The sequence below is a fragment of the Pseudomonas sp. GL_091 genome, assembly GCF_057837725.1.
Genome location: NZ_CM174451.1, coordinates 2,074,402 through 2,099,665, shown reverse-complemented (window position 1 = coordinate 2,099,665; position 25,264 = coordinate 2,074,402). Strand labels below are relative to the sequence as shown.

Genomic DNA, 25,264 nt, shown 5'->3' with positions numbered 1-25,264 from the left:
CCAGTGCCTATCGATTAAAGAAGGAAGAACGCCATGCCTGCCCGCGAACTGCAAGAACAGCTCAATGCCCTGCGCGAGCAATTGGAACAGAATCCTCCATTGTCTGAAGCCGAACGCGCCGAGCTACACGAACTGATGCAACAGATCGAGTTGAAGCTTGAGCTCGAAACCAAAACCCAGGATTCCAGCCTCGCCGATGGCGTCAACCTGGCCGTGGAACGCTTCGAACTCGAACACCCTACCCTTGCCGGCACCCTGCGCAACATCGGGCAGGCCTTGGCCAACATGGGGATCTGAACCCAACAATGCCCTTGTAGGAGCGAGCTTGCTCCTACAGGGTTTCGTTACTGGCGGACCAGGCGATGGTTCGGCAGCTGCACCTCTTCAGTGCTGCGGTACGGGTTGATATCCAGCCCGCCACGACGCACATAACGCGCATACACCGTCAGTTTCTCCGGTTTCAGCAACCGCTGCAGGTCGAGGAAAATCCGCTCTACACACTGCTCATGGAAGTCCGAGTGCTGGCGGAAGCTGACGATGTACTCGAGCAGGCTCGCGTGATCCAGCGCCGCGCCACGGTACTCCACCGCCACGCTGCCCCAGTCCGGCTGGCTGGTGACCGGGCAGTTGGACTTGAGCAAATGGCTGTGCACGCTCTCCTCGACAATGCGCGAATCATCGCAACGCAGCAGTTCCGGCCGTGGATGCTCGTAGTTGCTGACGCTGATATCCAGCTCATCGATGCACACGCCCGGCAAGGCCACGACACCTTCGCCCTCGACATCCTTGAGGCTGCGAATGCGCACGCCCACCGGCTTGCCGGCAGCCGCCGACAAGTCCTTGGCCAGCGTCGCCTCAAGGCTCGCGGTATCGGCAAACGGCGTCTGGTTCAGGGAGTTGAGGTACAGCTTGAACGACTTCGACTCGATGATGTTCGGCGAATCCGCCGGAATGCTGAATTCGCCGATCGCCACCACCGGCTTGCCCGACGGCAGCAGCCAGGACAGCTCGAAGCAGTTCCAGAAGTCCACGCCTTTATACGGCAGGGTTTGCGCCGTCAGGCCCAGTTCCGCCCACTTCGCGGTGCGCGGGATCGGGAACAGCAAGGACGGCGTGTAGGTGGCGATGTATTCGCTGGACTTGCCCAGCGGCGAGTGTTCGGCTGCGGGATGCATGGCGGAAACCTGACTGAAGAATCAGCGGATTCTATCAGCCTTTGCTCCCGCCTTTGAGTGCTTACTGACTGACAGTCAATTTGCCGACCATGCCGGCCTGATAATGACTGGGGATGTTGCAGGCAAACTCAAGGCTGGTGGCCTTGCTGAAGGTCCAGGTCAGCTCGGCGGTCTTGCCCGGCTCCACCAGCACGCTGTTCGGGTCGTCATGCTTCATGCCGTGGTCCATTTTGCTGTGATCCATGCCGGCCATGTTGCCGTGATCCATGGCCTTCATGCCGGTGGGCGTCAGCATGCCGCTCTGTTGCATCTGCAACATTTCCTGCTGGTGTTTGGCGTGCATCGCCGCATCCCCCAGGTTGAATTCATGCAACAACTGGCCTTTATTGACCAGCACGAAGCGCACGGTTTCTCCGGCCTTGATGTCGATGGCCTGCGGCGTGAAGGACATGTCACCCATCACCACCTCGACGCTGCGGGTCGCCTTGGCCGCCGGGGCCGGCTGACCGAAATCGAAGGCAGGCCCGGCGTCCGCCCACACCGGCGAACTCAGCGCCAGCAAACACAGGATTTGCGCCACGGATTTGCGTAAAAACATCGTCATACTCCAACAAGATAAGGCTCAGCATGGGCAAAACTCTAAACTGCTGCCACTGCCCGCAACCTGACAGCCAGATTACAACTTTGTCAGGTTGCCCTGTGCGAATGCTGCCCACGGTATAAAGCCTTCGTTCCATTTGCCATGAGTCGCCCATGAAACTGCTGATTGTCGAAGACCAACCGAAAACCGGCCATTACCTGCGCCAGGGCCTGGCCGAGGCCGGGTTCAACACGGAACTGGTGGCCGATGGCACTACCGGCCAGCAATTGGCCCTCAGCGGCGAATATGCCCTGCTGATTCTCGATGTGATGCTGCCCGGTCGTGATGGCTGGCAGATTCTTCAAGCGGTGCGCAGCGCCGGCCTGGACACCCCGGTACTTTTTCTGACGGCGCGTGACGCCGTGGAGGACAGGGTTCACGGCCTCGAACTGGGCGCCGATGACTATCTGGTCAAGCCGTTTGCCTTCTCCGAACTGCTGGCCCGGGTCCGCAGCCTGTTGCGTCGCGGCAGCACCACGCCCCAGGAAACCAGCCTGCAACTGGCCGATTTACGCCTGGACCTGATCCGGCGCCGGGTCGAACGCAGCGGCCAGCGTATCGACCTGACCGCCAAGGAATTCGCCCTGCTGGAAATGCTCCTGCGCCGTCAGGGCGAAGTTTTGCCCAAGTCGCTGATTGCGTCCCAGGTGTGGGACATGAATTTCGATAGCGACACCAATGTCATCGAGGTGGCGATCCGTCGCCTGCGCCTGAAGATCGACGATGAATTCCCCAACAAGCTGATCCATACCGTGCGCGGCATGGGCTACGTCCTTGAAGAGCGCCCTGTCTGATGCGCCAGCTGTCCTTGAGCAGCCGGTTGGCGCTCCTGTTTGCCGCCTGCACCGCGGTGGTGTCGTTATTCGCCGGGGTGCTGTTCAGCCGTGCCAGTGAGGCGCACTTCGTTGAGCTCGACCAGCAACTGCTGGACGGCAAGCTGATTGGCTTGCGTCGGGCCCTGCACGACCTTCAGTCGAGTGACAGCGAAACGAAGCTGGCGGAGGAATTGAGCCGGCAGGCTGACCTGTCCCTGCGAATCACCGGCAGCGACGGCCAGCGCTGGTATGACAGTTCGGCCAACATTCCCCAGGTATTGCCGCGTCAGCCCGGGTTGTCGACGGTGAGCCATGAAGGCATGGATTACCGAGTCCTGAATGCGCCGCTTTTCGCGGGCAAACCCGATTCACCGCAACTGACCTTGCTGCTGGACATCACCCACCACCAGCACTTTCTGCAACGCATGCAGCATTTGATCTGGCTGACCGTCGGCCTGTCAGCCCTGGCCACCGCACTGCTGGGCGCCTGGGCGGCACGCAGCGGCTTGCGCCCGTTACGGCGGATCAGTGCGGTGGCCAGCGGTGTTTCCGCGCAATCGCTGAACTCGCGGTTGCCTGAAGAAAACATGCCGCCGGAACTGGCGGAAATGGCCCACAACTTCAACGCCATGCTCGGACGTCTCGACGACTCGTTTCAGCGCCTGTCGGCGTTCTCCGCCGACATTGCCCATGAACTGCGCACGCCACTGTCGAACCTGCTGACCCATACCCAGGTCACCCTCACCCGCCCTCGCCCCATCGAGGACTACCGCGAAGCCCTGCACAGCAACCTCGAAGAGCTGCAATGGATGGCGCAACTGGTCAATGACATGCTCTATCTGGCGAAAGCCGATCACGGCTTGTTAATGCCCAAATGTGAGCCACTGGAACTGGCGGAGGAAGCGGATCTGCTGCTGGAGTTCTTTGCGCCATTGGCCGAAGACGCGCAGGTAAAACTGAGTCGTGACGGCAATGCCCGCATCGAAGGTGACCGCAGCATGCTGCGGCGAGCGCTTTCGAACCTGCTGGACAATGCGCTGCGGTTCACACCGGCCGATGGCGAGGTTCGGGTACGAATCGTCGATCAGCCAAAAGAATTGCGGCTGACCGTTGAAAATACGGGCCAACAGATTTCCGAAGATCTATTGCCGCGCCTTTTTGACCGGTTTTACCGTGCCGATCCTGCGCGCCGGGAAGGCAGTAGCGAACATGCGGGACTGGGGCTGGCGATCACCCAGTCGATCATCCGTGCCCATGGCGGGCAGATTCGTTGCGAATCGGAGAATGGGTGGACGCGGTTTGTGATCGAGTTGCCAAGGGGGGATTGAGGCCGGCAGTTGCGGCCCCTTCGTCGGAACGCCGCCCGGAGCAGGCTCGCTCCCACATTAGATCTGAGTCAACTCGGTCAATTGTGGGAGCGAGCCTGCTCGCGAAAGCGGTATATCAGATTACGAATAGCGCAAAGCGTAAGCCGGCTCGATCTTCGCCGCCCGCCATGCTGGGTAAACCGTGGCCAGGAAGCTCATGACGAAGCCCGCCGTGCAGATCAACGCCACATCCCCGCCTTGCAGCTCAGACGGCAGGTTGCTGACGAAATACACGTCGGAACTGAAGATGTGCTGCCCGCTGACCCGCTCGATCCAGCCCACGATCTGGCTGACGTTAAGCGCGGCAATCACCCCCAACACACCGCCAATCAGGGTGCCGACAATCCCGATCACCGTGCCCTGCACCATGAAGATCGCCATGATCTCCCGTGGCGTGGCGCCGATGGTGCGCAGGATCGCGATGTCCGCGCCCTTGTCGTTCACCACCATGATCAGGGTCGCGATGATGTTGAACGCCGCCACCGCGACGATCATCAGCAACAGCAGGCCGATCATGGTTTTTTCCATTTTCATTGCGCTGAACAGGCTGCCCTGGGTGTGGGTCCAGTCGTCAGCCTTGTAGGCGGCGCCCAGCCCCGTGGCGATGTCGCTCGACACTTGCGGCGCGGCATACAGGTCCTTCACCGCCAGGCGCACGCTCTGCACCTGATTCGGCTCCCAGTGCTGCATCTGCGCGGCATCGGCCATGTGGATCAGCGCCATGGTGCCATCCAGTTCGGCACCGACCTTGAACACGCCGACCACATTCAGCCGTTGCATGCGCGGGGTGATGCCGCCCGGCGCATTGCTGACTTCCGGCACGATCAGGGTGATCTTGTCGCCGACGTTCAAGCGGAAGCGGCGCGCCGTGATTTCACCGATCACCACGCCGAATTCGCCCGGTTTCAGGGCTTCGAGGCTGCCCTGAACGATGTGCTTGGCGACGATCGACACCTGGCCTTCCAGTGCCGGATCGACACCGCTGACCTGGATTGGCTGCATCGTGCCCTTGTAGGACAGCATGCCTTCCATCTCGGTAAACGGCACCGCCGCCGTCACTTCCGGGTTTTTCATCGCGGCGGCTGCCACGGGCTTCCAGTCATCAATCGGATTGACGCCGACGATGGTGGCGTGGGGCACCATGCCAAGGATGCGCGAGCTCATTTCGCGCTGGAAGCCGTTCATCACCGACAGCACCACGATCATCGCCAGCACGCCGAGGGCGAGGCCGATCATCGAGGTCATCGAGATGAAGGAAACAAAGCGATTGCGGCGCTTGGCGCGGGTATAGCGCGTGCCGATAAAGATCGATAACGGTCTGAACATTCGCTGGGGCACCGTATGGAAATAAAAGACCCGACGCCTTTTCAGACATCGGGTTTCAGCCAATCAGATAGGAGTGAGGCAACCTTCCTGCAGGTGCAGGACGCGATCCATCTGGCGGGCCAGGTTCATGTCGTGGGTCACCACCAGGAACGCCGTGCGCATCGAGGTGCTGAGCTCCAGCATCAAGTCCTGGATCCCCTGGGCGGTGTGGGAATCGAGGTTGCCGGTCGGCTCGTCGAGCATTACCAGGCCCGGATTGTTCACCAGGGCGCGGGCGATGGCCACACGCTGACGCTCACCACCGGACAATTCCGCCGGTTTGTGCTCCAGGCGATGGCCCAGCCCTACCCGCTCCAGCAACGCCGTGGCACGCTGGCGCGCTTCCGGGATCGCGGTCTTGCCGATCAGCAGCGGCATGCAGACGTTTTCCAGGGCGGTGAATTCCGGCAGCAGGTGGTGGAACTGGTACACGAAGCCGAGGGCGCGATTACGCAGCAGGCCGCGTTTCTTCTCGCTCAACGCCGACAGCTCTTCGCCGTCGAGCCAGACGCTGCCCTTGGTCGGTGTATCGAGGCCGCCCAGCAGATTGAGCAAGGTACTTTTGCCCGAGCCCGACTTGCCGACAATCGCCACACGCTCTCCCGGGTGCAACTCCAGTTGCAGGCCGGCCAACACTTCCACCGACTCCGGGCCTTCCTCGTAGGACTTGCCCAGGCTGCGGCAGCTCAAGATTGCTTTATCACTCATGCCCGACTCACTCATAACGTAGCGCCTCCGCAGGCTGGGTGCGCGCGGCACGCCAGGCTGGATACAGGGTGGCGAGGAAACTCAGGACCAACGCCGCAGAACAGACCATCACCACGTCCTGGCTCTGCACTTGCGACGGCAGGTAATCGATGAAGTACACGTCGGCGTTGAGGAACTTGTGGCCGATCAGGCCTTCGAGGGCCGAGATCGCGGCGCTGACGTTCAGCGCGGCGAAGATGCCGACCACGGCGCCAATGGCCGTGCCGACCACGCCAATCACCGTGCCTTGCACCATGAACGTGCGCATGATCGTGCCCGGCGTGGCGCCCAGTGTACGCAGGATCGCGATGTCGCCCTTCTTGTCGTTCACCACCATCACCAGCGTGGAAATGATGTTGAACGCCGCGACCGCGACAATCAGCAGCAGCAACAGGCCGATCATGGCTTTTTCCATGCGGATCGCCTGGTACAGGTTGCCGTGGGTGCGGGTCCAGTCGCGGGCGTAGTAGCGGTCTTCGCCGAGGTCGCGGGCGATGCTCCACGCGGTGCGCGGCGCCTGGAACAGATCGTCGAACTTCAGGCGCAGGCCCTGGACCTGATCCGGCTTCCAGCGGTGCAGCCGGGCCAGATCCTGCAGGTTGGTGACGCCAAGATAGCCATCGAGCTCACCGGCGCCGACATGGAAGATGCCGACCACGGTGAAGCGCTTCATGCGCGGGAACATCCCGGCCGGGGTCACGGTGACTTCGGGCGCGACGAAGGTCAGCTTGTCGCCAATCGCGGCACCGAGCTTGGCCGCGGCCTTGTCGCCGATGACGATGCCGAACTCGCCCGGCACCAGGTCGTCGAGTTTTCCCTGGGTCATGAAGTGATCGATGATCGACACTTGGCGCTCTTGCGCCGGGTCGATGGCATTGAGCAGGACTTTCGAGACCTTGCCGTTATTGGTCAGCAAGCCCTGCATTTGCGTAAACGGCGCCACAGCCGTCACCTGCGGGTTCTGCTTGACCTTCGCCGCCAGGCTTTGCCAATCGCTGATCGGCTCGCCGGACTCGATGGTCGCGTGGGGCACCATGCCCAGCACGCGGGTGCGCATCTCATGATCGAAGCCGTTCATCACCGACAGCACCACGATCATCACGACCACGCCAAGGGCGAGCCCGATCATCGAAGTCAGGGAAATGAATGACACAAAATGATTGCGACGCTTTGCACGGGTGTAACGCGTGCCGATAAATACGAAGAGAGGTCTGAACATGTCGGGGCTTGTTCGGAGGGAAAAGGAACGTCCTTGTGGCGGGGGTCGATAACCAGCTTTACACTCAGACCACCGCCGCTACCATGGGTTCGCCATGTCGACATTAGATGAAGAAGATCGCCGCGAATACTACCGTATCGAGGATACGATCGCACTGGAAATTCGGCCCCTGTCCGCTCCCGAAGCCGCCGGCCAGGAAGTGTTGCAGGATGCGTCCCCTCTCTTCAACTTGCTCAGCGAACTGCACCTGAGCGAATTCGAGTCGCAACACCTGTTGCGCCAGATCAGCGAACGCGACCGCACGACCGCCGCATTCCTCAAATCCCAGAACAAACGCATCGATTTGCTGAGCCAGGTCGTCGCTCTGACAGTGCTCGGGCAGATCGGCGAACCGCAGCCGGTGATCATCTCCGAAGGCGGCATCGACTTTCAGCATCCATCGCCCATCGCCGCCGGCGCACGCCTGTCGGTCAAGCTGGTGTTGATGCCGCAAGCCCTGGGTCTGCTGCTGCGCGCTCGCGTCACCCATTGCGACCGCAAGGGCGACGGGTATGACGTTGGCACCGAGTTCGAACACCTGACCGACGCCCAACGCCAACTGCTGGCCCGCCACATCTTGCAAAAGCAGGCCCAGGAACGACGCCTGGCCCGCGACCAACTCGAATCAGGCAATTAATTTAAGGAAGAACCGTGACCCTCATCTACGGCCATCGCGGCGCCAAGGGCGAAGCACCGGAAAACACCCTGACCAGCTTTCAGGAATGTCTCAAGCACGGCGTGCGTCGCTGCGAACTGGACCTGCACCTGTCCATGGACGGCGAGTTGATGGTCATCCACGACCCGACCCTCAAGCGCACCACTGACCGTCGCGGCAAGGTCGTCGAACACACGGCGGCTGAGCTTGTGACTTACGACGCACGCAAGGGTGGCCCGGGCTGGATCAAGCCGTGCCCGATTCCGACGCTGGAAGATTTGTTCGAAAAGTGCGACTTCGATCACTGGCAGCTGGAAGTCAAAAGCGCATCGAGGATGCGTGCCGCGACCACCGTGCTGGCGATTCGTGAAATGGTGCAGCGTCATGGGCTGATGGACAAGGTGACCATCACCTCGAGTTCACGCGAAGTATTGAAGGCCGCGCTGGAACTGGTGCCGGACGTGTCTCGCGGGCTGGTGGCCGAGTACGCCTGGCTCGACCCGCTGAAGGTCGCGGCCAGCTATGGCTGTGAGATCCTGGCGCTGAACTGGACCCTGTGCACGCCGGAACGCCTGCAAAGGGCGCAGCGTCAGGGGCTGCATGTGTCGGTGTGGACCGTCAACGAGCCTGCGCTGATGCGCAGACTCGCCGACTTCGGCGTTGACAGCCTGATTACAGACTTTCCCGGTTTGGCCACCGCCACGCTCGAGAATTGCTGAAATCGGTCTCCCCGGCCGGCTCAGGCCACCGGCCGGAGCCCGTCAAAAAAGCCGGTTGAGGCCATCGTACGCAGCTACCCGATAGGCTTCGGCCATGGTCGGGTAGTTGAACGTGGTGTTGACGAAATACTTCAGCGTGTTCAGTTCGCCCGGCTGGTTCATGATCGCCTGACCGATGTGCACGATCTCCGACGCCTGATAACCGAAGCAGTGAACGCCCAGCACTTCCAGGGTTTCGCGGTGGAACAGGATCTTCAGCATGCCTTGCGGCTCGCCGGCGATCTGCGCCCGCGCCATGCTCTTGAAGAACGCCTTGCCCACTTCGTACGGCACCTTGGCCTGGGTCAGCTCCTGCTCGTTCTTGCCGATCGAGCTGATCTCCGGAATGGTGTAGATGCCAGTCGGCACGTCATTCACAAAGCGCCAGCTACCGTTATCCACAATGCTGCCGGCGGCCGAACGGCCCTGGTCGTGGGCGGCACTGGCCAGGCTCGGCCAGCCGATCACGTCACCGGCGCCGTAGATATTCGGCACGCAGGTGCGATATGCCTCGTCGACTTCGATCTGGCCACGGCTGTTGACCTTCACGCCGATGTTTTCCAGACCCAACTGATCGGTGTTGCCGGTACGACCGTTGCACCAGAGCAAGGCGTCGGCCTTGATCTTCTTGCCGGACTTGAGGTGCAGGATCACGCCATTGTCCACGCCTTCGACGCGGTCGTAGTCTTCGTTGTGGCGAACCGTGATGTTGTTGTTGCTGAAGTGATAACTCAGGGCCTGGGAAATTTCCGAGTCGAGGAAGCTCAGCAACTGACCACGGTTATCCACCAATTCAACCAATACACCCAGACCGCTGAAGATCGAGGCGTATTCGCAACCGATCACGCCGGCGCCGTAAACAATGAGTTTACGCGGGGTGTGGCCGAGGCTGAGGATGGTGTCGCTATCGTAGATACGCGGGTGGTGGAAATCGATGTCGGCCGGGCGATAAGGACGCGAACCGGTGGCGATGATGATGTGCTTGGCCACCAGTTTTTCGACCACGCCGTTGGCGCAGACCACTTCGATGGTTTGCTCGTCGGCGAAGCTGCCGGTGCCGAAGAACACGTCGACGCGGTTACGGGCGTAGTAGCCGGTACGCGAAGCGACTTGTTTGGAGATGACTTTCTCGGCGCTTTTCAACACGTCCGGGAAGGAGAACCAGCGCGGCTCACCAATGGCCCGGAACATCGGGTTGGTGTTGAATTGCATGATCTGCCGCACCGAGTGACGCAGTGCCTTGGACGGGATGGTGCCCAAGTGAGTGCAGTTGCCGCCGACCTGGCGACGGCTATCGACCATCGCCACCTTGCGCCCTGCCTTGGCGGCGTTCATTGCCGCGCCTTCCCCCGCCGGGCCGGAACCCAACACCACCACGTCGTAGTTGTAGACAGCCATGCGTACTCCTCAGAACAGGCCGCGGCACCCTCGGCACCTGCGGCTAAATCACGCCAATGCGTGGCATGAAGGAACAATTTGGGGCCAGTGCAGAACCCGGACACAGTCTATAGAAGCGTCAACGCCGCGCACATTAACCCTTGGTCGCGTCGTAGGCTACTTTTGCCTGCGCTACAACGCCAGTTTTCAATGCTCGAATCGCCACAATCACTCGGTTTTTTGGCCACTGAGGCGTTCAAAAGCGTGACTGCTGCGTGTGACGAAACCTGTATCGGCACGAATCACAAAAAATGCGCCGATATCGTGTTTTTCTGCGTAGTCCCAACCGCGCTTCGGGCCGAGAATCAGCAACAGCGTCGATAAGCCATCGGCCATCAACGCTGAAGGATGAATCACCGTCACCGATGCCAGGTTGTGTGAGACCGGCGCGCCGCTGCGGGCATCGAAGGTGTGGGAAAAACGCTGGCCGTCCTGCTCGAAGTAATTACGATAGTCGCCGGAGGTGGACAGGCCATAGCCGTCGACAACAATGACGCGCTCGGCCACCTGCCGGTCATCCCGAGGCTCTTCCAGAGCGATGCGCCATGGCGAGCCGTCAGCCTTCTTGCCGGACGCCTTGAGCTCGCCCGTGGCCTCGGCGAGGTAGTCATGGATGCCCATCGCCTCGAGTCTTGCGGCAATCGTGTCCACCGCATAACCGGCGGCGGTGCTGTTGAAGTCGACCTCGACGGCGGCGTCCTTGCACAACTGGTCGCCATCGATGCGCAAGTGTTCATGGCCGACGCGCTTGCGGACTTCGGCGAGCGCGTCGGCGGACGGGACTTTTTCCCCGCGGGCCTGCGGACCAAATCCCCAGAGATTGAGCAACGGCTCCACCGTCAGATCGTAGGAACCGTCGCTTTGCACTGACAGCTGCTCGCCTACGCGGACCAGTTCGAGGATCGACGCCGGCATTGCCTGACAGCGGTTGGCCGGTAATGCATTGAAGCGTTCGATGTCCGAGTCGCTGCGGTAGGTCGACATTTGCCGATCAATGTCAGCGAGAATCTGCTCGACCTGGACGCGGACTTCGTCCGGCGCTGGAAGGCCGGCATGGCGCACATACTTGATCGAATAGGTGCTGCCCATGGTCGGGCCGCCGAAGGTTTCCAGGGTGTCGCCGTTGCCGCAGGCTGCCAACATGCCGAACAGCACAAAGAAAATGCTCCGCCACCTGATCCACAAATACTGCATCTCCCGACGACTCCCCTGACACAACGCCATGGCACGCCATTATGCGCCACCTCTGTAGGAGCGGGCTTGCCCGCGAAGGACGTGAATGATGACGCACGCTGCCTGGAGAACCGCGCCGCCTGTGATTTTTTCGCGAGCAAGCTCGCTCCTACAGAAACCCACAAACAAAAACGCCCCGACCAAGGTCGGGGCGTTTTCATGTGCAGCTAAAGGCTTAGCGCGGGAATGCTGGCGGGTTTACACCGGCCATGTCTTCCATCACGCGAACCACCTGGCAGCTGTAACCGAATTCGTTGTCGTACCAAACGTACAGAACAACGCGGTTATCCTGGGTGATGGTCGCTTCCGCGTCCACTACGCCTGCGTGGCGCGAGCCAACGAAGTCGGTGGAAACCACTTCCTGGGAGCTCACGTAGTCGATCTGCTTGTGCAGGTCCGAGTGCATGGCCATCTGGCGCAGGTACTCGTTGATCTCTTCGCGAGTGGTGGCCTTTTCCAGGTTCAGGTTCAGGATAGCCATCGACACGTTCGGCGTAGGAACGCGAATCGCGTTGCCGGTCAGCTTGCCCTTGAGCACTGGCAGCGCCTTGGCGGCTGCGGTGGCGGCACCGGTCTCGGTGATTACCATGTTCAGCGGCGCGGCGCGGCCACGACGGCTGCCCTTGTGGAAGTTGTCGATCAGGTTCTGGTCGTTGGTGAACGAGTGAACGGTTTCGACGTGGCCGTTGATGATGCCGTACTTGTCGTTGACTGCCTTGAGCACCGGCACGATGGCGTTGGTGGTGCAGGAAGCCGCCGAGATGATCTTGTCGTCAGGGGTGATTTCGCCATGGTTGATGCCATGCACGATGTTCTTCAGCGCGCCCTTGCCAGGTGCGGTGAGGATCACGCGGGCAGCGCCCGGGCAGGCCAGGTGCTGGCCCAGACCGTCAGCGTCACGCCATACACCGGTGTTGTCGACGATCAGAGCGTTTTCGATGCCGTACTGGGTGTAGTCGACTTCGGCCGGGCTCTTGGCGTAGATAACCTGGATCAGGTTGCCGTTGGCGGTGATGGTGTTGTTGGCTTCATCGATGGTGATGGTGCCATCGAACGGGCCATGGACCGAGTCGCGGCGCAGCAGGCTGGCACGCTTGACCAGGTCGTTCTCGGCGCCCTTGCGGACAACGATGGCGCGCAGACGCAGGCCGTCGCCACCACCGGTTTTCTCGATCAGGATGCGCGCCAGCAGACGGCCGATACGACCGAAGCCGTAGAGGACAACGTCGGTGCCTTTGCGGGCGGATGCGTTTTGCTGGCCAACCACGTCAGCCAGTTCTTCACGGACGAACTGCTCGGCAGTACGGCCATTGCCTTCGGCCTTGAATTTGGCCGCCAGCTTGCCCAGGTCCACCGAAGCGGCGCCGAGCTTGAGCTCGCTCATCGCCTTGATCAGCGGGAATGTTTCGTGGACGGACAGCTCGCTTTCGTCGGACTGACGGTGACGAGCAAAGCGGTGAGCTTTGAGAATCGCAATGACTGAACGATTGATCAGGCTGCGGCCATAGATCGAGCTCACCACGTTGTTATTGCGGTAGAGCTGACCGATAAGCGGAATCATCGCTTCTGCGAGTGCTTCACGGTCGATCCATTCACCAAGACACTGGTCGGGCTTCTGAGTCACGGGAACCTTCCACATGTAGGGGCAGAAAAAAGGGGCTACATTATGCCGCCGAGTGACCGCCGTAGCAATGCGCGCCCGTCGTGCTTTACGTAACAAATCGTCGTTCAAAAAAATCACGCATCGCGCCAGCCCAATAAAACCGGGGCTTTCAGCGCAGTCAATTTTTTGGTGGTCACGACTCCTTATCCGTAACCCTCCGTAACACTCGTTGTTTTTGCCACTACATATTCAGTAATTTCCGGCAAAAAACCGCCGGATTTTGTCTTTACCACTACATTTTGCCCCACCCGCGCTTTTAGACGCAGTCAGCAACTGACAGGCGGCATCGTAGACCGCTACAATTACCGACTTTGTCGCAACGCTTGGAGCTCAACCTTCCGTGCCCGTTCTGCGTCTACCGCTTCTCCCTGCCGCGGCAGGTAAACAGCACTGGGGCAACCTGCCCGGTGCCGCCCTGAGCCTGGCCATCGCCGAGGCCGCCAGCGCTGCCAAGCGCTTTACCCTGCTGCTGACCGCCGACAGCCAAAGTGCCGAACGGCTGGAACAGGAGCTGGGTTTCTTCGCCCCGGATTTGCCCGTATTGCACTTTCCCGACTGGGAAACCCTGCCCTACGACCTGTTCTCGCCGCACCAGGACATCATTTCCCAGCGCATCGCCAGCCTGTACCGGCTGCCGGAGCTGAGCCATGGCGTGCTGGTGGTGCCGATCACGACCGCCCTGCATCGCCTCGCGCCGACCAAATTCCTGCTCGGCAGCAGCCTGGTGCTGGATATCGGCCAGAAGCTCGACGTCGAGCAAATGCGCACCCGGCTTGAAGCCACGGGCTATCGCTACGTCGATACGGTGTATGAACACGGCGAGTTCACCGTACGCGGTTCGCTGATCGATCTGTTCCCGATGGGCAGCAAGCTGCCGTATCGCATCGATCTGTTCGACGACGAAATCGAAACCCTGCGCACCTTCGACCCGGAGAACCAGCGCTCGATCGACAAAGTCGACTCGGTCAAGCTGTTGCCGGCCAGGGAATTCCCGCTGCAGAAAGAAGCGGTCACCCGTTTCAAGGCGCGCTTCCGCGAGCGTTTTGACGTCGACTTCCGCCGCTGCCCGATCTTCCAGGACTTGAGCAGCGGGATTACTCCAGCCGGCATCGAGTACTACCTGCCGCTGTTCTTCGAAGAGACCTCGACGCTGTTCGATTACTTGCCCCAGGACACGCAAGTGTTTTCCCTGCCGGGCATCGAACAGGCCGCAGAAAACTTCTGGAACGACGTGCGCAATCGCTATGAAGAACGCCGCGTCGACCCGTCCCGCCCTCTATTACCGCCCGCCGAACTGTTCCTGCCGGTGGAAGACTGCTTCGCGCGCCTGAAGAACTGGCCGCGTGTGGTGGCCAGTCAACAGGACGTGGAAAGCGGTAGCGGTCGCGAGCGCTTCCCCGCTCGGGAGCTGCCGAACCTGGCCATCGAAGCCAAGGCCACTCAGCCGATGGCGGCACTGGCCGAATTCCTCGACCAGTTCCCCGGTCGCGTGTTGTTTACCGCCGAATCGGCAGGCCGCCGCGAAGTGTTGCTGGAACTGCTGGAACGTCTGAAGCTGCGACCGAAAACCGTCGACAGCTGGCCGGACTTTGTCGCCGGCAAGGAACGCCTGGCGATCACCATCGCTCCGCTCGACGAAGGCTTGCTGCTTGACGACCCGGCCCTGGCCCTCGTCGCGGAAAGCCCGTTGTTCGGCCAGCGCGTGATGCAGCGCCGTCGCCGTGAAAAGCGCGCCGATGCCAACAACGATGCCGTGATCAAGAACCTCACCGAGCTGCGCGAGGGTGCGCCGGTGGTGCACATCGACCACGGCGTCGGCCGCTACCTGGGCCTGGCGACCCTGGAAATCGACAGCCAGGCCGCTGAATTCCTCGCCCTGGAATACGCCGAAGGCGCCAAGCTTTATGTGCCGGTGGCCAACCTGCACCTGATCGCCCGCTACACCGGCAGCGACGATGCCCTGGCCCCGCTGCACCGCCTCGGTTCCGAGACCTGGCAGAAAGCCAAGCGCAAAGCCGCCGAACAGGTGCGCGACGTCGCCGCCGAGTTGCTCGACATCTATGCGCGTCGCGCCGCCCGCGAAGGCTACGCTTTCGCCGATCCGAAAGCCGACTACGCCACCTTCAGCGCCGGTTTCCCGTTCGAAGAAACCCCGGACCAGCAAACCACCATCGAAGCGGTGCGCGAAGACATGCTCGCGCCCAAGCCGATGGACCGCCTGGTGTGCGGCGACGTCGGCTTCGGCAAGACCGAAGTGGCGATGCGCGCCGCGTTCATTGCCGTGCACGGCGGTCGCCAGGTGGCGATTCTGGTGCCGACCACCCTGCTCGCCCAGCAGCACTACAACAGCTTCCGCGACCGCTTCGCCGACTGGCCGGTGACCGTGGAAGTGATGAGCCGCTTCAAGTCGACCAAGGAAGTGAATGCGGCGGTCGCGGACCTGGCCGAAGGCAAGATCGACATCGTCATCGGCACGCACAAGTTGCTGCAGGACGATGTGAAGATCAAAAACCTTGGCCTTGTGATCATCGACGAAGAACACCGTTTCGGCGTGCGCCAGAAAGAACAGCTCAAGGCCCTGCGCAGCGAAGTCGACATCCTGACCCTGACCGCCACGCCGATTCCGCGCACGCTGAACATGGCGGTGTCGGGCATGCGCGACCTGTCGATCATCGCCACGCCGCCGGCCCGTCGCCTGTCGGTCCGCACCTTCGTCATGGAACAGAACAAGAGCACGGTCAAAGAGGCCCTGCTGCGTGAGTTGCTGCGTGGCGGTCAGGTCTATTACCTGCACAACGACGTGAAGACCATCGAGAAATGCGCCGCCGACCTCGCCGAACTGGTGCCGGAAGCACGGATCGGCATCGGTCACGGGCAGATGCGCGAACGCGATCTCGAACAGGTGATGAGCGATTTCTATCACAAGCGCTTCAACGTGCTGATCGCCTCGACCATCATCGAGACCGGCATCGACGTACCGAGCGCCAACACCATCATCATCGAGCGTGCCGACAAGTTCGGCCTGGCACAGTTGCACCAGTTGCGCGGCCGGGTCGGACGCAGCCACCACCAGGCGTACGCCTACCTCCTGACGCCGCCGCGCCAGCAAATCACCCCGGACGCGGAAAAGCGTCTGGAAGCAATTGCCAACACCCAGGACCTCGGCGCGGGCTTCGTGCTCGCCACCAACGACCTGGAGATCCGTGGCGCCGGCGAACTGCTCGGTGACGGTCAGAGCGGGCAGATCCAGGCCGTCGGCTTCACGCTGTACATGGAAATGCTCGAGCGCGCAGTGAAGTCGATCCGCAAGGGCGAGCAGCCGAACCTCGATCAACCGCTCGGCGGCGGGCCGGAAGTCAACTTGCGCGTGCCGGCGTTGATTCCGGAAGACTACCTGCCGGATGTCCATGCCCGCCTGATTCTCTACAAACGCATTGCCTCGGCCACCGACGAGGACGGCCTCAAGGATTTGCAGGTGGAGATGATCGATCGTTTCGGCCTGTTGCCGGAACCGACCAAGAACCTGATCCGCATCACTGCATTGAAATTGCAGGCCGAGCAACTGGGCATCAAGAAAGTCGATGGCGGCCCCCAAGGCGGTCGCGTCGAGTTCGCGGCACAGACGCCGGTCGACCCGCTGACCCTGATCAAACTGATCCAGAGCCAGCCAAAACGCTACAAATTCGAAGGCGCCACGATGTTCAAGTTCATGGTTCCGATGGAGCGCCCGGAAGAGCGCTTTAATACTGTAGAGGCGCTGTTCGAGCGCCTCGTTCCGAAAACTGCTTGAAGGACGCCGCATGCGCCTGTTTCGCTCACTGACCTTGCTGACCCTGCTGATGCCAGCACTGGTCGCACCCACGGCATTTGCCGATGACCTGTATCAGGTCGAAATGATTCTGGTCCGTCAAAACGCCGTGCCGGCGATTGTCAGCCGCGCCGCGCCGGAAGACTGGGCGGCTGGCGCCCAACCCGTCAGCCCCGACAGCCTGCGCACGCCAAGCCTGAATGGCGAGGTGGAAAAACTCACCAGCAGCGCCGACTACACGGTGTTGCTGCACAAGGCCTGGCAACAGACCCTCGGCGAAACTGCCAGCAAAGTGGCAATCAGCGACGGCAAGGAACAGTATGGTCAGTTCCCGATCGAGGGCACATTGAACATGACGCTGGGACGCTTTACCGACGTCGACGCCGATTTCTGGGTCAATCAGATCGATGCCAATGGCATGGTGACCGCCAGCGAGCGCTTGAAACAGGAAAGCCACACCAAGAACGGTCAGTTGAACTTCCTCGACAACGGCCACCTCGGCCTGCTGATCAAGATCACCTCGCTGACTGCCCCCGCACCCCGAGCAGCTCCCGAAGAAATTCCGGACTGATTCCCAATGTCCGCGATCCTGAGCAAACCCCTGGCACCGTCCTGGGTCAGCCGATTCAAGGAACAGAGCCTGGAGCGCGGCCGCCGTTACGCGCTGGAGAATCGTGTCAGGATCGTCGAGGCCGGCGACGCCACGATCATCGCCGCTTGCGAAGGCTCTGGCAGTAACGTTTACCGTCAGACCATTCGCCTGCGCGAGTCAGCCAAAGGCACGCTGCTGATGGTCGACGCCACGTGTTCGTGCCCGGTCCACAACAACTGCAAACATTGCGCAGCGGTGCTCCTGCAAGTGCAGGAAACCCTCGACTACCCCGCTGCCGCCAAAGACGCCGAACTCCTGGAAAAACTCCAGGCAGTCCTGGAAAACCGCAGCCCGAAAGCCCCGCCGCAAGTGCTGATGGACAATGTGCAACCGGTACCGCGCCTGTGGCTGGCCAGCATCGAGTTCAGCGCGTTCGAACCGCGCAACGGTCGAATGCAGCGTTACATCCAGCATCGCGCGGCGTTGTCTTTCAGCTACCTGGACGAGTACGTTTGCGGGCAGAAAAACACCGATATCCTGATTCGCCAGGAAACCCAGACGCTGCGAATAAAACGCCACCCGGAAGTGGAACAGTCCTACCGCGAGCAACTGCGAATCCTCGGCTTCAAAGTCGCCACCCGGCAAAGCAAGGCCTTGCCGGAAAGTGCCGGCGAGCTGTTCGAGATGGTCAATGACAGCGCCTGGCTGACCTTTACCCTCAATGAACTGCCGAAGCTGCGCACCCAGGGCTGGGAACTGCAGATCGACGAGGAGTTCGGTTTCGACCTGACCGCGGTAGACGACTGGTACGCCACGGTCGAACAGGCACCGGAGCGCGACTGGTTCGACCTGGAACTGGGGATCATCGTCAATGGCGAACGCCTGAGCCTGTTGCCGATCCTGCTCAACCTGATGCGCTCGCACACCGAAATACTCAACCCGGAACGCCTGGCCCGACGACGCGACGACGAGCTGATCCTGGTCAACATCCCCAACCGCCCGAACTCCGAGTACGGCCCGTTGCAAGTCGCCCTGCCCTTCGGCCGCCTGAAGCCGGTGCTGGCCACCCTCGGCGAGTTCTACCTGCAGGAGCCCGGCGACACCACGCTGCGCCTGAGCAAGGCCGATGCTACGCGCCTGAACCCGCTGGAAGACATGCCACTGCTCTGGGAGGGTGGCGAACAGATCCGCACCTTTGCCCAGCGCCTGCGTGACATCAAGGACCACACGGCTACCGCCCCGGACGGCCTGAATGCGACGCTGCGTCCGTATCAGCTTGAAGGCTTGAGCTGGATGCAATCGCTGCGGCAACTGGAAGTGGGTGGAATTCTCGCGGACGACATGGGCCTGGGCAAAACCCTGCAGACACTGGCGCACGTGCTGAGCGAGAAAATCGCCGGCCGCCTCGATCGGCCGTGCATGGTCGTAATGCCGACCAGCCTGATCCCCAACTGGCTCGACGAAGCGGCGCACTTTACGCCGCAGCTCAAGGTACTGGCGCTATACGGTGCCAGCCGCAAAAAGCACTTCGACAAGTTGGCCGATTACGACCTGATCCTGACCACCTATGCGTTGCTGCCCAAGGATGTCGAACGCCTGGCGGCGCAGCCCTTGCACATACTGGTGCTGGATGAAGCGCAATACATCAAGAACCCGACCAGCAAGGCCGCCCAGGCCGCCCGCGAACTGAATGCCCGGCAGCGCCTGTGCCTGAGCGGCACGCCACTGGAAAACCATCTGGGCGAACTGTGGTCGCTGTTTCATTTCCTCTTGCCCGGCTGGCTGGGCGACGTCAAAAGCTTCAACCGCGATTACCGCGTGCCGATTGAAAAACGCACCAGCGAGGTCAGGCTTCAGCACCTCAACGGCCGGATCAAACCTTTCCTGCTGCGCCGCACCAAGGAACAGGTGGCCACCGAGTTGCCGCCGAAAACCGAGATCATCCACTGGGTCGAACTCAACGAGGCCCAACGCGACGTGTACGAAACCATGCGCCTGGCCATGGACAAGAAAGTCCGCGACGAGATCACCCGTAAAGGCGTGGCCCGCAGCCAGATCATCATTCTCGAAGCACTGCTCAAGCTGCGTCAGGTGTGCTGCGATTTGCGCCTGGTCAACGAGGCGACCCTGCCAAGCCGTGGCAGCACGTCGGGCAAGCTCGACAGCCTGATGGAAATGCTCGAGGAATTGTTCGAGGAAGGTCGGCGGATCCTGCTGTTCTCGCAGTTCACCTCGATGCTGTCGCTGATCGAAGACGAACTGAACAAACGCGGCGTGGCCTACGCCCTGCTGACCGGCCAGACCCGCGACCGCCGCACACCGGTGAAGGAATTCCAGAGCGGCAAGCGTCAGATTTTTCTGATCAGCCTGAAGGCCGGTGGCGTTGGCCTGAACCTGACCGAAGCGGACACGGTGATTCATTACGACCCGTGGTGGAACCCTGCGACGGAAAACCAGGCGACCGACCGGGCGTATCGCATCGGCCAGGAGAAGCCGGTGTTCGTCTATAAGTTGATTGCGCGCGGCACGGTGGAAGAAAAGATTCAGCACCTGCAAAAGGAAAAATCCGACCTCGCGGCCGGCGTGCTGGATGGGCGCAAGGCCGGGGACTGGAAACTGCAGAACGATGATATTGAGGCGCTGTTTGCGCCGCTGCCGGAAAACCTCGAAAAACGCTGAGATTTGCGGCGTTTGATCCGGCCTCTTCGCGGGCAAGCCGGATCGCCGCACCGCCGCTCCCACAGGTTCAGTGGTGTCCGCAAAAGTTGTGTTCGACGCGGACACTGTGGGAGCGACGGTGCGGCGATCCGACTTGCTCGCGAAGGGAGCGACTCGGTATAGCGCCTGACTCAGCCCTTGAGCACCCGCGCCAGCGTCGATTTCACCTTGCCCATGCCGTCATGCAACGCCTGCTCGATCTCGGCCATGGTGATCACCGCCGTCGACTTGCCCGCCGCCGGGTTCACCACCAGCGCCAGACAGGCGTAATCCAGTTCCAGTTCACGGGCCAGGGCCGCTTCCGGCATACCGGTCATGCCGACGATGTCGCAGCCATCGCGCTCCAGCCGGGCGATTTCAGCCACCGTCTCCAGGCGCGGCCCTTGAGTGCAGGCATACACGCCATGACTGCTGTAGCCCACACCTTCCGCTGCCAATGCCGCAATCAGTTGCTGGCGCAACGGTTCGCTGTAGGGGTAGCTGAAGTCGATATGGGTGACCTGCTCCAGGTCATCGGCAAAGTAGGTGTGCTCACGACCGCTGGTGTAGTCGATCAACTGATGTGGCACGCAGAAATGCCCGGTGCCCATGGCAGCATGGATGCCGCCCACGGCGTTGACCGCCAGAATGGCTTCGGCACCGGCCTGCTTCAGCGCCCAGAGGTTGGCGCGGTAGTTGACCTGATGCGGCGGAAAACGATGCGGATGACCGTGACGTGCGAGGAACAGCACTTCCTTGCCGGCATACTCGCCGATCTGCACGTCGGCCGAAGGTGCGCCATAAGGCGTGTCCACCGCCAATGATTGACGAATGCTCAGGCCTTCGAGTTGAGTCAGGCCAGTGCCACCGATAATCGCGTAAACCGTCATAACGAACAGTCCTTAATCAATCAATTGAGCTTCTTTGAGCGCGCCGACAGCGGCCAGCCAGCGCGGGTCTTGACGGTATTCGACGTTGGCAAACGACTGGCCGCGCATCCGCGCAATGCGCTCGGACGGCTTGACCTTCAGGCGTTGCGCAGCGCTCAGGGCCAGTTCGGCGGCAGCGCGGTCGTTGCACACCAGGCCCATGTCGCAACCGGCAGTCAGCGCCGCTTCGATACGACTGGCGGCATCACCGACCACGTGAGCGCCCGCCATGGACAGGTCATCGCTGAAAATCACCCCGTCGAACTGCAACTCGCCGCGCAGGATGTCCTGCAACCAGCGGCGGGAGAAACCGGCGGGCTGCGAATCGACTTGTGGATAAATAACGTGGGCCGGCATGACGGCGGCCAGTTGCTTGCTCAGTTTGGCAAACGGCACCAGGTCGTTGGCGCGGATCTCGTCGAGGCTGCGTTCGTCGTTGGGGATCGCGACGTGGGAGTCAGCTTCGGCCCAGCCATGGCCAGGGAAATGCTTGCCGGTGGCGGCCATCCCGGCGCTGTTCATGCCGCGGATGAATGCACCCGCGAGCAAGGCAGCGCGCTCGGGATCACCTTCGAACGAACGGGTGCCAACTACGGCGCTGCGCTGGTAATCCAGGTCCAGCACCGGAGCGAAGCTCAAGTCCAGGCCAACGGCCAACACTTCGGTCGCCATGATCCAGCCACATTGCTCGGCCAAGTATTCGGCGTTCGGGTTGTCGGCAATGGCGCGCATCGCGGGCAATCGCACGAAACCCTGGCGCAGGCGCTGCACGCGGCCGCCCTCTTGATCCACCGCCAGCAGCAGATCGGGACGAATGGCGCGAATGGCCGCACTCAGCTCGCGCACTTGACGCGGATGCTCGATGTTGCGGGCAAAGATGATCAGGCCACCCACTTCGGGCTGGCGCAACAATTGGCGATCTTCAGCCGTCAGCCAGGTACCGGCGACGTCCACCATCAACGAGCCTTGCAAGCCAGCAGTCATAAAAATTCCTTGATAACAGATAACCCGGCCCACACGGATTCGCCGCCAGGCGCTGTGCCCGGCAGGTCGGCGATATCAATGGGAAACGGGTTCAGAACGAGAGTCGGCATGGGCGGCTAGCTTAGCGGATGTCAGCTGCCGCGCCCACCCGTGTGCGGTTAAACCTTGGCGGCAACCGGTGTCGATTTACTGCGTGGACGCAACTGGGCCGTGGCCATGGCCGCATCCGTCACACCGGATTCGGCACGCATGCCGGCAGCCAGGAATGGCACCATCAGGCGCATGACCTGCTCGATAGAGGTGTTCACGCCGAAATCGGTTTCGGCGATCGCCCGCAAGGCCTTGATACCGGACATGCTGAACGCCGCCGCACCCAGCATGAAGTGCACGCGCCAGAACAGTTCGATGGGCGGAATACGTGGCGCCGCTTCGTTGACCAGCATCATGTAGCGGCGAAACACCTTGCCGTACATGTCTTCCAGATAACGACGCAAGTGCCCCTGGCTCTGACTGAAAGCCAGCCCCAGCAAACGCATGAAGATAGACAGGTCGTTGCCGCTGCGCGGCTGCACCACCAGTGCCTGTTCGACGAGGATCTCCAGCAACTCTTCGAGAGTAGGCTTGATGTCGGGCTTGGCCTGACGCCGCTCCAGCTCTTTATCGAGACTGATGCAGAACGGCCCGAGGAACCGCGAGAAAACCGCTTGGATTAACGCCTTCTTCGAACCGAAGTGATAGTTCACCGCCGCCAGGTTGACACCGGCCTTGCTGGTGATCAGGCGCAACGAGGTTTCGGCGAAACCTTTTTCCGCGAACAACTGCTCGGCAGCATCAAGAATGCGTTCAACGGTTTCCGACTGGGCCATGGCTACTCCGCCTGACAAACACTTGTTTGAAACATACGTTTCAGCCTGTGCATTGTCAAGTCTGGCAGTTCGTTTCGGGAATGGTCGGTCAGACATTTAACCACACAACGGCGAAGCTTCAATCCACTGACTGATTGACCGTCCGGCGGCGACTGAAAAATGGAGCATTGCCAAGACCGCCTCACTGTATATAATCCCAGTCACTGTATAAAAAAACAGAGCGATCAATATGCTAAAGCTGACGCCACGACAAGCAGAGATTCTGGCCTTCATCAAACGCTGCCTGGAAGACAACGGGTATCCACCCACCCGTGCGGAAATCGCTCAGGAACTGGGTTTCAAGTCACCCAATGCGGCGGAAGAACACCTCAAGGCACTGGCCCGCAAGGGTGCAATCGAGATGACGCCTGGCGCCTCCCGTGGCATCCGCATTCCTGGCTTCGAAGCCAAGGCCGACGATTCCACCCTGCCGATCATTGGCCGGGTCGCAGCCGGCGCCCCGATTCTTGCGCAGCAACACATCGAAGAGTCCTGCAACATCAATCCTGCCTTCTTCCATCCGCGCGCTGACTACCTGCTGCGCGTCCATGGGATGAGCATGAAGGATATCGGCATTTTCGACGGCGACCTGCTGGCGGTCCACACCACCCGCGAAGCCCGTAACGGCCAGATCGTGGTGGCGCGAATCGGCGACGAAGTGACCGTCAAGCGCTTCAAGCGTGACGGCAGCAAAGTCTGGCTGATCGCCGAGAACCCCGATTTCGCCCCCATTGAAGTGAACCTTCAAGACCAGGAACTGGTGATCGAAGGCTTGAGTGTCGGCGTCATTCGCCGCTAAAGGAGGCTCCATGCAGTTCCCACAGCCATCACCACAGCAAACCCAACTGCCGTTGTTCGAAGCGTTCATGGCACAGCCATTGGCGCCGATCCTGAAAGACGTAGTCGAGTCCCCCTGGAGCGCCGAACCTGACGCTTTCAGCGAGCTGTCACTGCGTGGTGCAGCCGGGAACTGCCTGAGCCTTCTGGCACCGATCCTCAGGGAATTGAGCCAGGACCAGGACGCACGCTGGCTGACACTGATCGCGCCGCCCGCCAGCCTGACTCAAGCCTGGTTGCGCGATGCCGGCCTCAACCGCGAGCGCATTCTGCTGCTGCAACCGCGGGGTACCCAGAGCGCCCAGCAACTGACCTGCGAAGCCCTGCGCCTGGGTCGCAGCCATACAGTGGTCAGCTGGATCAACCCGTTGAGCCCCCAATCGCGGCAACAACTGATCAGCGCCGCCCGCACCGGGGACGCTCAGAGCCTGAATATTCGACTGGGTTAACCGGCAGACAAGACGCGTGCTTCACCGCGTGAGGCTTCTCCAGGGACAGAGAAGCCGATGAGTAGCGATATCAAGAAAAACGACAGACGGGGATCAATGAAGCACCCGCGACCCCTCTTCCTTGTCGAACTCGCCTTCAGCCAAGCGACCGGCCATCTGTACACCGACGCTCAACATCGCCTTGGCGACTTCCACGTGCTGCCCTTGCAGAAATGCCTTGGCGTCCTCGGAGAAATCCAAAGTAACCAGAGAACCCTCGTCCTCAGCCCTGCGCAGCTCGATACGGCCGTCTGGCAACTCGACAATTTCTAGAAAGGACGTTGGCATAAAGGACTGTTCTCCACGAAAGGCGGGGATTATATAGGCATCGCGCGGGCTTCGCTTGGGATCTTGACCAGATGTCATCCCAAAACTGTTTCTGTCAGCACTCGTTCAGGCCTTCGCGAAAGCGGATCGCCAACCCCTTCAGATTCTGGCGCCAGCTCTCCAACTCCTCACGACTCAGTTCCTGCGGCGACTCCTCTTCATCCAGATTGACAGCCTGAATCAGTGGTTGGGTCACGTCCCCTTTCGGCTTGTGGGGCGCGCGCGGCGGTTGAAACAGCGCAGCATGGGCGGCCAACAGCTTGGCCAGCCAGGTCTCCGGGTTATTGGCCAACTCGACCAGCTCAGCCATTTCCGGAATGGCGATGGTTTCCAGCACCTCGCGAGTCAGCAACAACTCTGCACGGGGCGCATTGGCCTGAGGCAAGCGATAGAAACCGGCGATTTCGTGACACAGACCCAACAGCGCGCCGTACAGGTGAAACAGCGCGGATTCGCGTCCGGCCTGGATCAGCGCCAGCGAGTTCATCGCCCGCCCCTCTTCAGTGCGGGCCAGTGCTTCGAGCGACAAGCCGGCGAAATAAATCTTCTGATTGGTGCGGGTATACAGTTCGTGGGCCATGACG

The 25,264-nt window shown here is 61.1% G+C and carries 23 protein-coding genes; 10 read left to right on the top strand and 13 right to left on the bottom strand.

Translation table 11 applies throughout. The features are described from left to right. Positions 1–33 precede the first annotated feature (33 nt). The gene (locus AC3ITY_RS09645) at positions 34–297 is read left to right on the top strand and encodes a DUF4404 family protein (RefSeq protein ID WP_008053327.1); all 264 of its coding nucleotides are present in this window, start codon (positions 34–36) and stop codon (positions 295–297) included. Positions 298–344: 47 nt separating this feature from the next. Here AC3ITY_RS09645 and queF read toward each other — a convergent pair whose 3' ends face one another. After that, positions 345–1,175 carry an NADPH-dependent 7-cyano-7-deazaguanine reductase QueF gene (gene queF, locus AC3ITY_RS09640; protein WP_489308653.1) on the bottom strand — a complete coding sequence of 277 codons (831 nt, stop codon included), beginning with the start codon at positions 1,173–1,175 and terminating at the stop codon, positions 345–347. Between the two features lie 61 nt (positions 1,176–1,236). Next, positions 1,237–1,773, bottom strand: coding sequence for a copper-resistant cuproprotein CopI (gene copI / locus AC3ITY_RS09635; protein WP_489308651.1), 537 nt, complete (start codon positions 1,771–1,773; stop codon positions 1,237–1,239). Positions 1,774–1,928: 155 nt separating this feature from the next. On the opposite strand from copI, the gene AC3ITY_RS09630 reads away from it, so the two are divergent. Then, positions 1,929–2,609, top strand: coding sequence for a heavy metal response regulator transcription factor (locus AC3ITY_RS09630; protein ID WP_489308649.1), 681 nt, complete (start codon positions 1,929–1,931; stop codon positions 2,607–2,609). Beyond that, positions 2,609–3,958 carry a heavy metal sensor histidine kinase gene (locus AC3ITY_RS09625; RefSeq protein WP_489308647.1) on the top strand — a complete coding sequence of 450 codons (1,350 nt, stop codon included), beginning with the start codon at positions 2,609–2,611 and terminating at the stop codon, positions 3,956–3,958. The genes AC3ITY_RS09630 and AC3ITY_RS09625 overlap by 1 nt, the downstream gene beginning before the upstream one ends. A gap of 120 nt (positions 3,959–4,078) precedes the next feature. Here the strand turns inward: AC3ITY_RS09625 and AC3ITY_RS09620 are convergent, their stop codons facing one another. The 3 genes from AC3ITY_RS09620 to AC3ITY_RS09610 form a co-directional block, all read right to left on the bottom strand. Then, positions 4,079–5,323, bottom strand: coding sequence for a lipoprotein-releasing ABC transporter permease subunit (locus AC3ITY_RS09620; RefSeq protein WP_489308645.1), 1,245 nt, complete (start codon positions 5,321–5,323; stop codon positions 4,079–4,081). Between the two features lie 63 nt (positions 5,324–5,386). Further along, the gene (lolD, locus tag AC3ITY_RS09615) at positions 5,387–6,070 is read right to left on the bottom strand and encodes a lipoprotein-releasing ABC transporter ATP-binding protein LolD (RefSeq protein WP_173677889.1); all 684 of its coding nucleotides are present in this window, start codon (positions 6,068–6,070) and stop codon (positions 5,387–5,389) included. Positions 6,071–6,077: 7 nt separating this feature from the next. Beyond that, positions 6,078–7,328: a lipoprotein-releasing ABC transporter permease subunit gene (locus tag AC3ITY_RS09610; protein ID WP_223454460.1), complete on the bottom strand. Its 1,251-nt coding sequence runs from the start codon at positions 7,326–7,328 to the stop codon at positions 6,078–6,080. 94 nt (positions 7,329–7,422) lie between these two features. Here AC3ITY_RS09610 and AC3ITY_RS09605 point away from each other — a divergent pair, with 94 nt between their 5' ends. Then, positions 7,423–8,004 carry a PilZ domain-containing protein gene (locus AC3ITY_RS09605; RefSeq protein ID WP_223454462.1) on the top strand — a complete coding sequence of 194 codons (582 nt, stop codon included), beginning with the start codon at positions 7,423–7,425 and terminating at the stop codon, positions 8,002–8,004. Positions 8,005–8,018: 14 nt separating this feature from the next. Then, positions 8,019–8,741 carry a glycerophosphodiester phosphodiesterase gene (locus AC3ITY_RS09600; RefSeq protein WP_489308642.1) on the top strand — a complete coding sequence of 241 codons (723 nt, stop codon included), beginning with the start codon at positions 8,019–8,021 and terminating at the stop codon, positions 8,739–8,741. Positions 8,742–8,783: 42 nt separating this feature from the next. On the opposite strand, the gene sthA is transcribed toward AC3ITY_RS09600, so the two are convergent. From sthA to AC3ITY_RS09585, 3 genes are all read right to left on the bottom strand, one after another. Then, positions 8,784–10,178 carry a Si-specific NAD(P)(+) transhydrogenase gene (sthA, locus tag AC3ITY_RS09595; protein WP_007984277.1) on the bottom strand — a complete coding sequence of 465 codons (1,395 nt, stop codon included), beginning with the start codon at positions 10,176–10,178 and terminating at the stop codon, positions 8,784–8,786. A gap of 207 nt (positions 10,179–10,385) precedes the next feature. Further along, positions 10,386–11,411, bottom strand: a complete 1,026-nt coding sequence (locus AC3ITY_RS09590; protein WP_489308640.1) for an FAD:protein FMN transferase — start codon at positions 11,409–11,411, stop codon at positions 10,386–10,388. Positions 11,412–11,625: 214 nt separating this feature from the next. Further along, a complete protein-coding gene (locus AC3ITY_RS09585) occupies positions 11,626–13,089 on the bottom strand; it encodes a glyceraldehyde-3-phosphate dehydrogenase (protein WP_046041409.1) in 1,464 nt (487 codons plus the stop codon). A 364-nt stretch (positions 13,090–13,453) separates the two neighbouring features. Between AC3ITY_RS09585 and mfd the strand changes: the two genes are divergently transcribed. The 3 genes from mfd to AC3ITY_RS09570 are packed head-to-tail and all read left to right on the top strand — an operon-like array spanning position 13,454 to position 20,192. Then, positions 13,454–16,903, top strand: coding sequence for a transcription-repair coupling factor (mfd, locus tag AC3ITY_RS09580; RefSeq protein ID WP_489308637.1), 3,450 nt, complete (start codon positions 13,454–13,456; stop codon positions 16,901–16,903). Positions 16,904–16,913: 10 nt separating this feature from the next. Further along, positions 16,914–17,492: a CsiV family protein gene (locus AC3ITY_RS09575; RefSeq protein WP_489308635.1), complete on the top strand. Its 579-nt coding sequence runs from the start codon at positions 16,914–16,916 to the stop codon at positions 17,490–17,492. A gap of 6 nt (positions 17,493–17,498) precedes the next feature. Further along, positions 17,499–20,192 carry an SNF2-related protein gene (locus tag AC3ITY_RS09570; protein ID WP_489308633.1) on the top strand — a complete coding sequence of 898 codons (2,694 nt, stop codon included), beginning with the start codon at positions 17,499–17,501 and terminating at the stop codon, positions 20,190–20,192. Positions 20,193–20,362: 170 nt separating this feature from the next. Here AC3ITY_RS09570 and AC3ITY_RS09565 read toward each other — a convergent pair whose 3' ends face one another. The 3 genes from AC3ITY_RS09565 to AC3ITY_RS09555 form a co-directional block, all read right to left on the bottom strand. Then, on the bottom strand, positions 20,363–21,100 hold the full coding sequence (locus AC3ITY_RS09565) for an S-methyl-5'-thioinosine phosphorylase (RefSeq protein WP_214381989.1): 738 nt from the start codon (positions 21,098–21,100) through the stop codon (positions 20,363–20,365). 12 nt (positions 21,101–21,112) lie between these two features. Continuing rightward, positions 21,113–22,123, bottom strand: a complete 1,011-nt coding sequence (nagZ, locus tag AC3ITY_RS09560; RefSeq protein ID WP_489308630.1) for a beta-N-acetylhexosaminidase — start codon at positions 22,121–22,123, stop codon at positions 21,113–21,115. Between the two features lie 158 nt (positions 22,124–22,281). Further along, positions 22,282–22,989, bottom strand: a complete 708-nt coding sequence (locus AC3ITY_RS09555) for a TetR/AcrR family transcriptional regulator (RefSeq protein ID WP_150724705.1) — start codon at positions 22,987–22,989, stop codon at positions 22,282–22,284. A gap of 229 nt (positions 22,990–23,218) precedes the next feature. Between AC3ITY_RS09555 and lexA the strand changes: the two genes are divergently transcribed. Together lexA and sulA are read left to right on the top strand one after the other, a co-directional pair. Beyond that, entirely contained in the window at positions 23,219–23,827 is a 609-nt protein-coding gene (lexA, locus tag AC3ITY_RS09550; RefSeq protein WP_489308627.1) for a transcriptional repressor LexA, read from the top strand. Between the two features lie 10 nt (positions 23,828–23,837). Then, entirely contained in the window at positions 23,838–24,314 is a 477-nt protein-coding gene (gene sulA / locus AC3ITY_RS09545) for an SOS-induced cell division inhibitor SulA (protein WP_489308625.1), read from the top strand. A 93-nt stretch (positions 24,315–24,407) separates the two neighbouring features. On the opposite strand, the gene AC3ITY_RS09540 is transcribed toward sulA, so the two are convergent. Both AC3ITY_RS09540 and AC3ITY_RS09535 read right to left on the bottom strand, forming a co-directional pair. Continuing rightward, positions 24,408–24,641, bottom strand: a complete 234-nt coding sequence (locus AC3ITY_RS09540; protein ID WP_489308623.1) for a hypothetical protein — start codon at positions 24,639–24,641, stop codon at positions 24,408–24,410. 94 nt (positions 24,642–24,735) lie between these two features. Continuing rightward, entirely contained in the window at positions 24,736–25,260 is a 525-nt protein-coding gene (locus tag AC3ITY_RS09535) for a DUF6586 family protein (protein ID WP_489308621.1), read from the bottom strand. Positions 25,261–25,264: the final 4 nt, after the last annotated feature.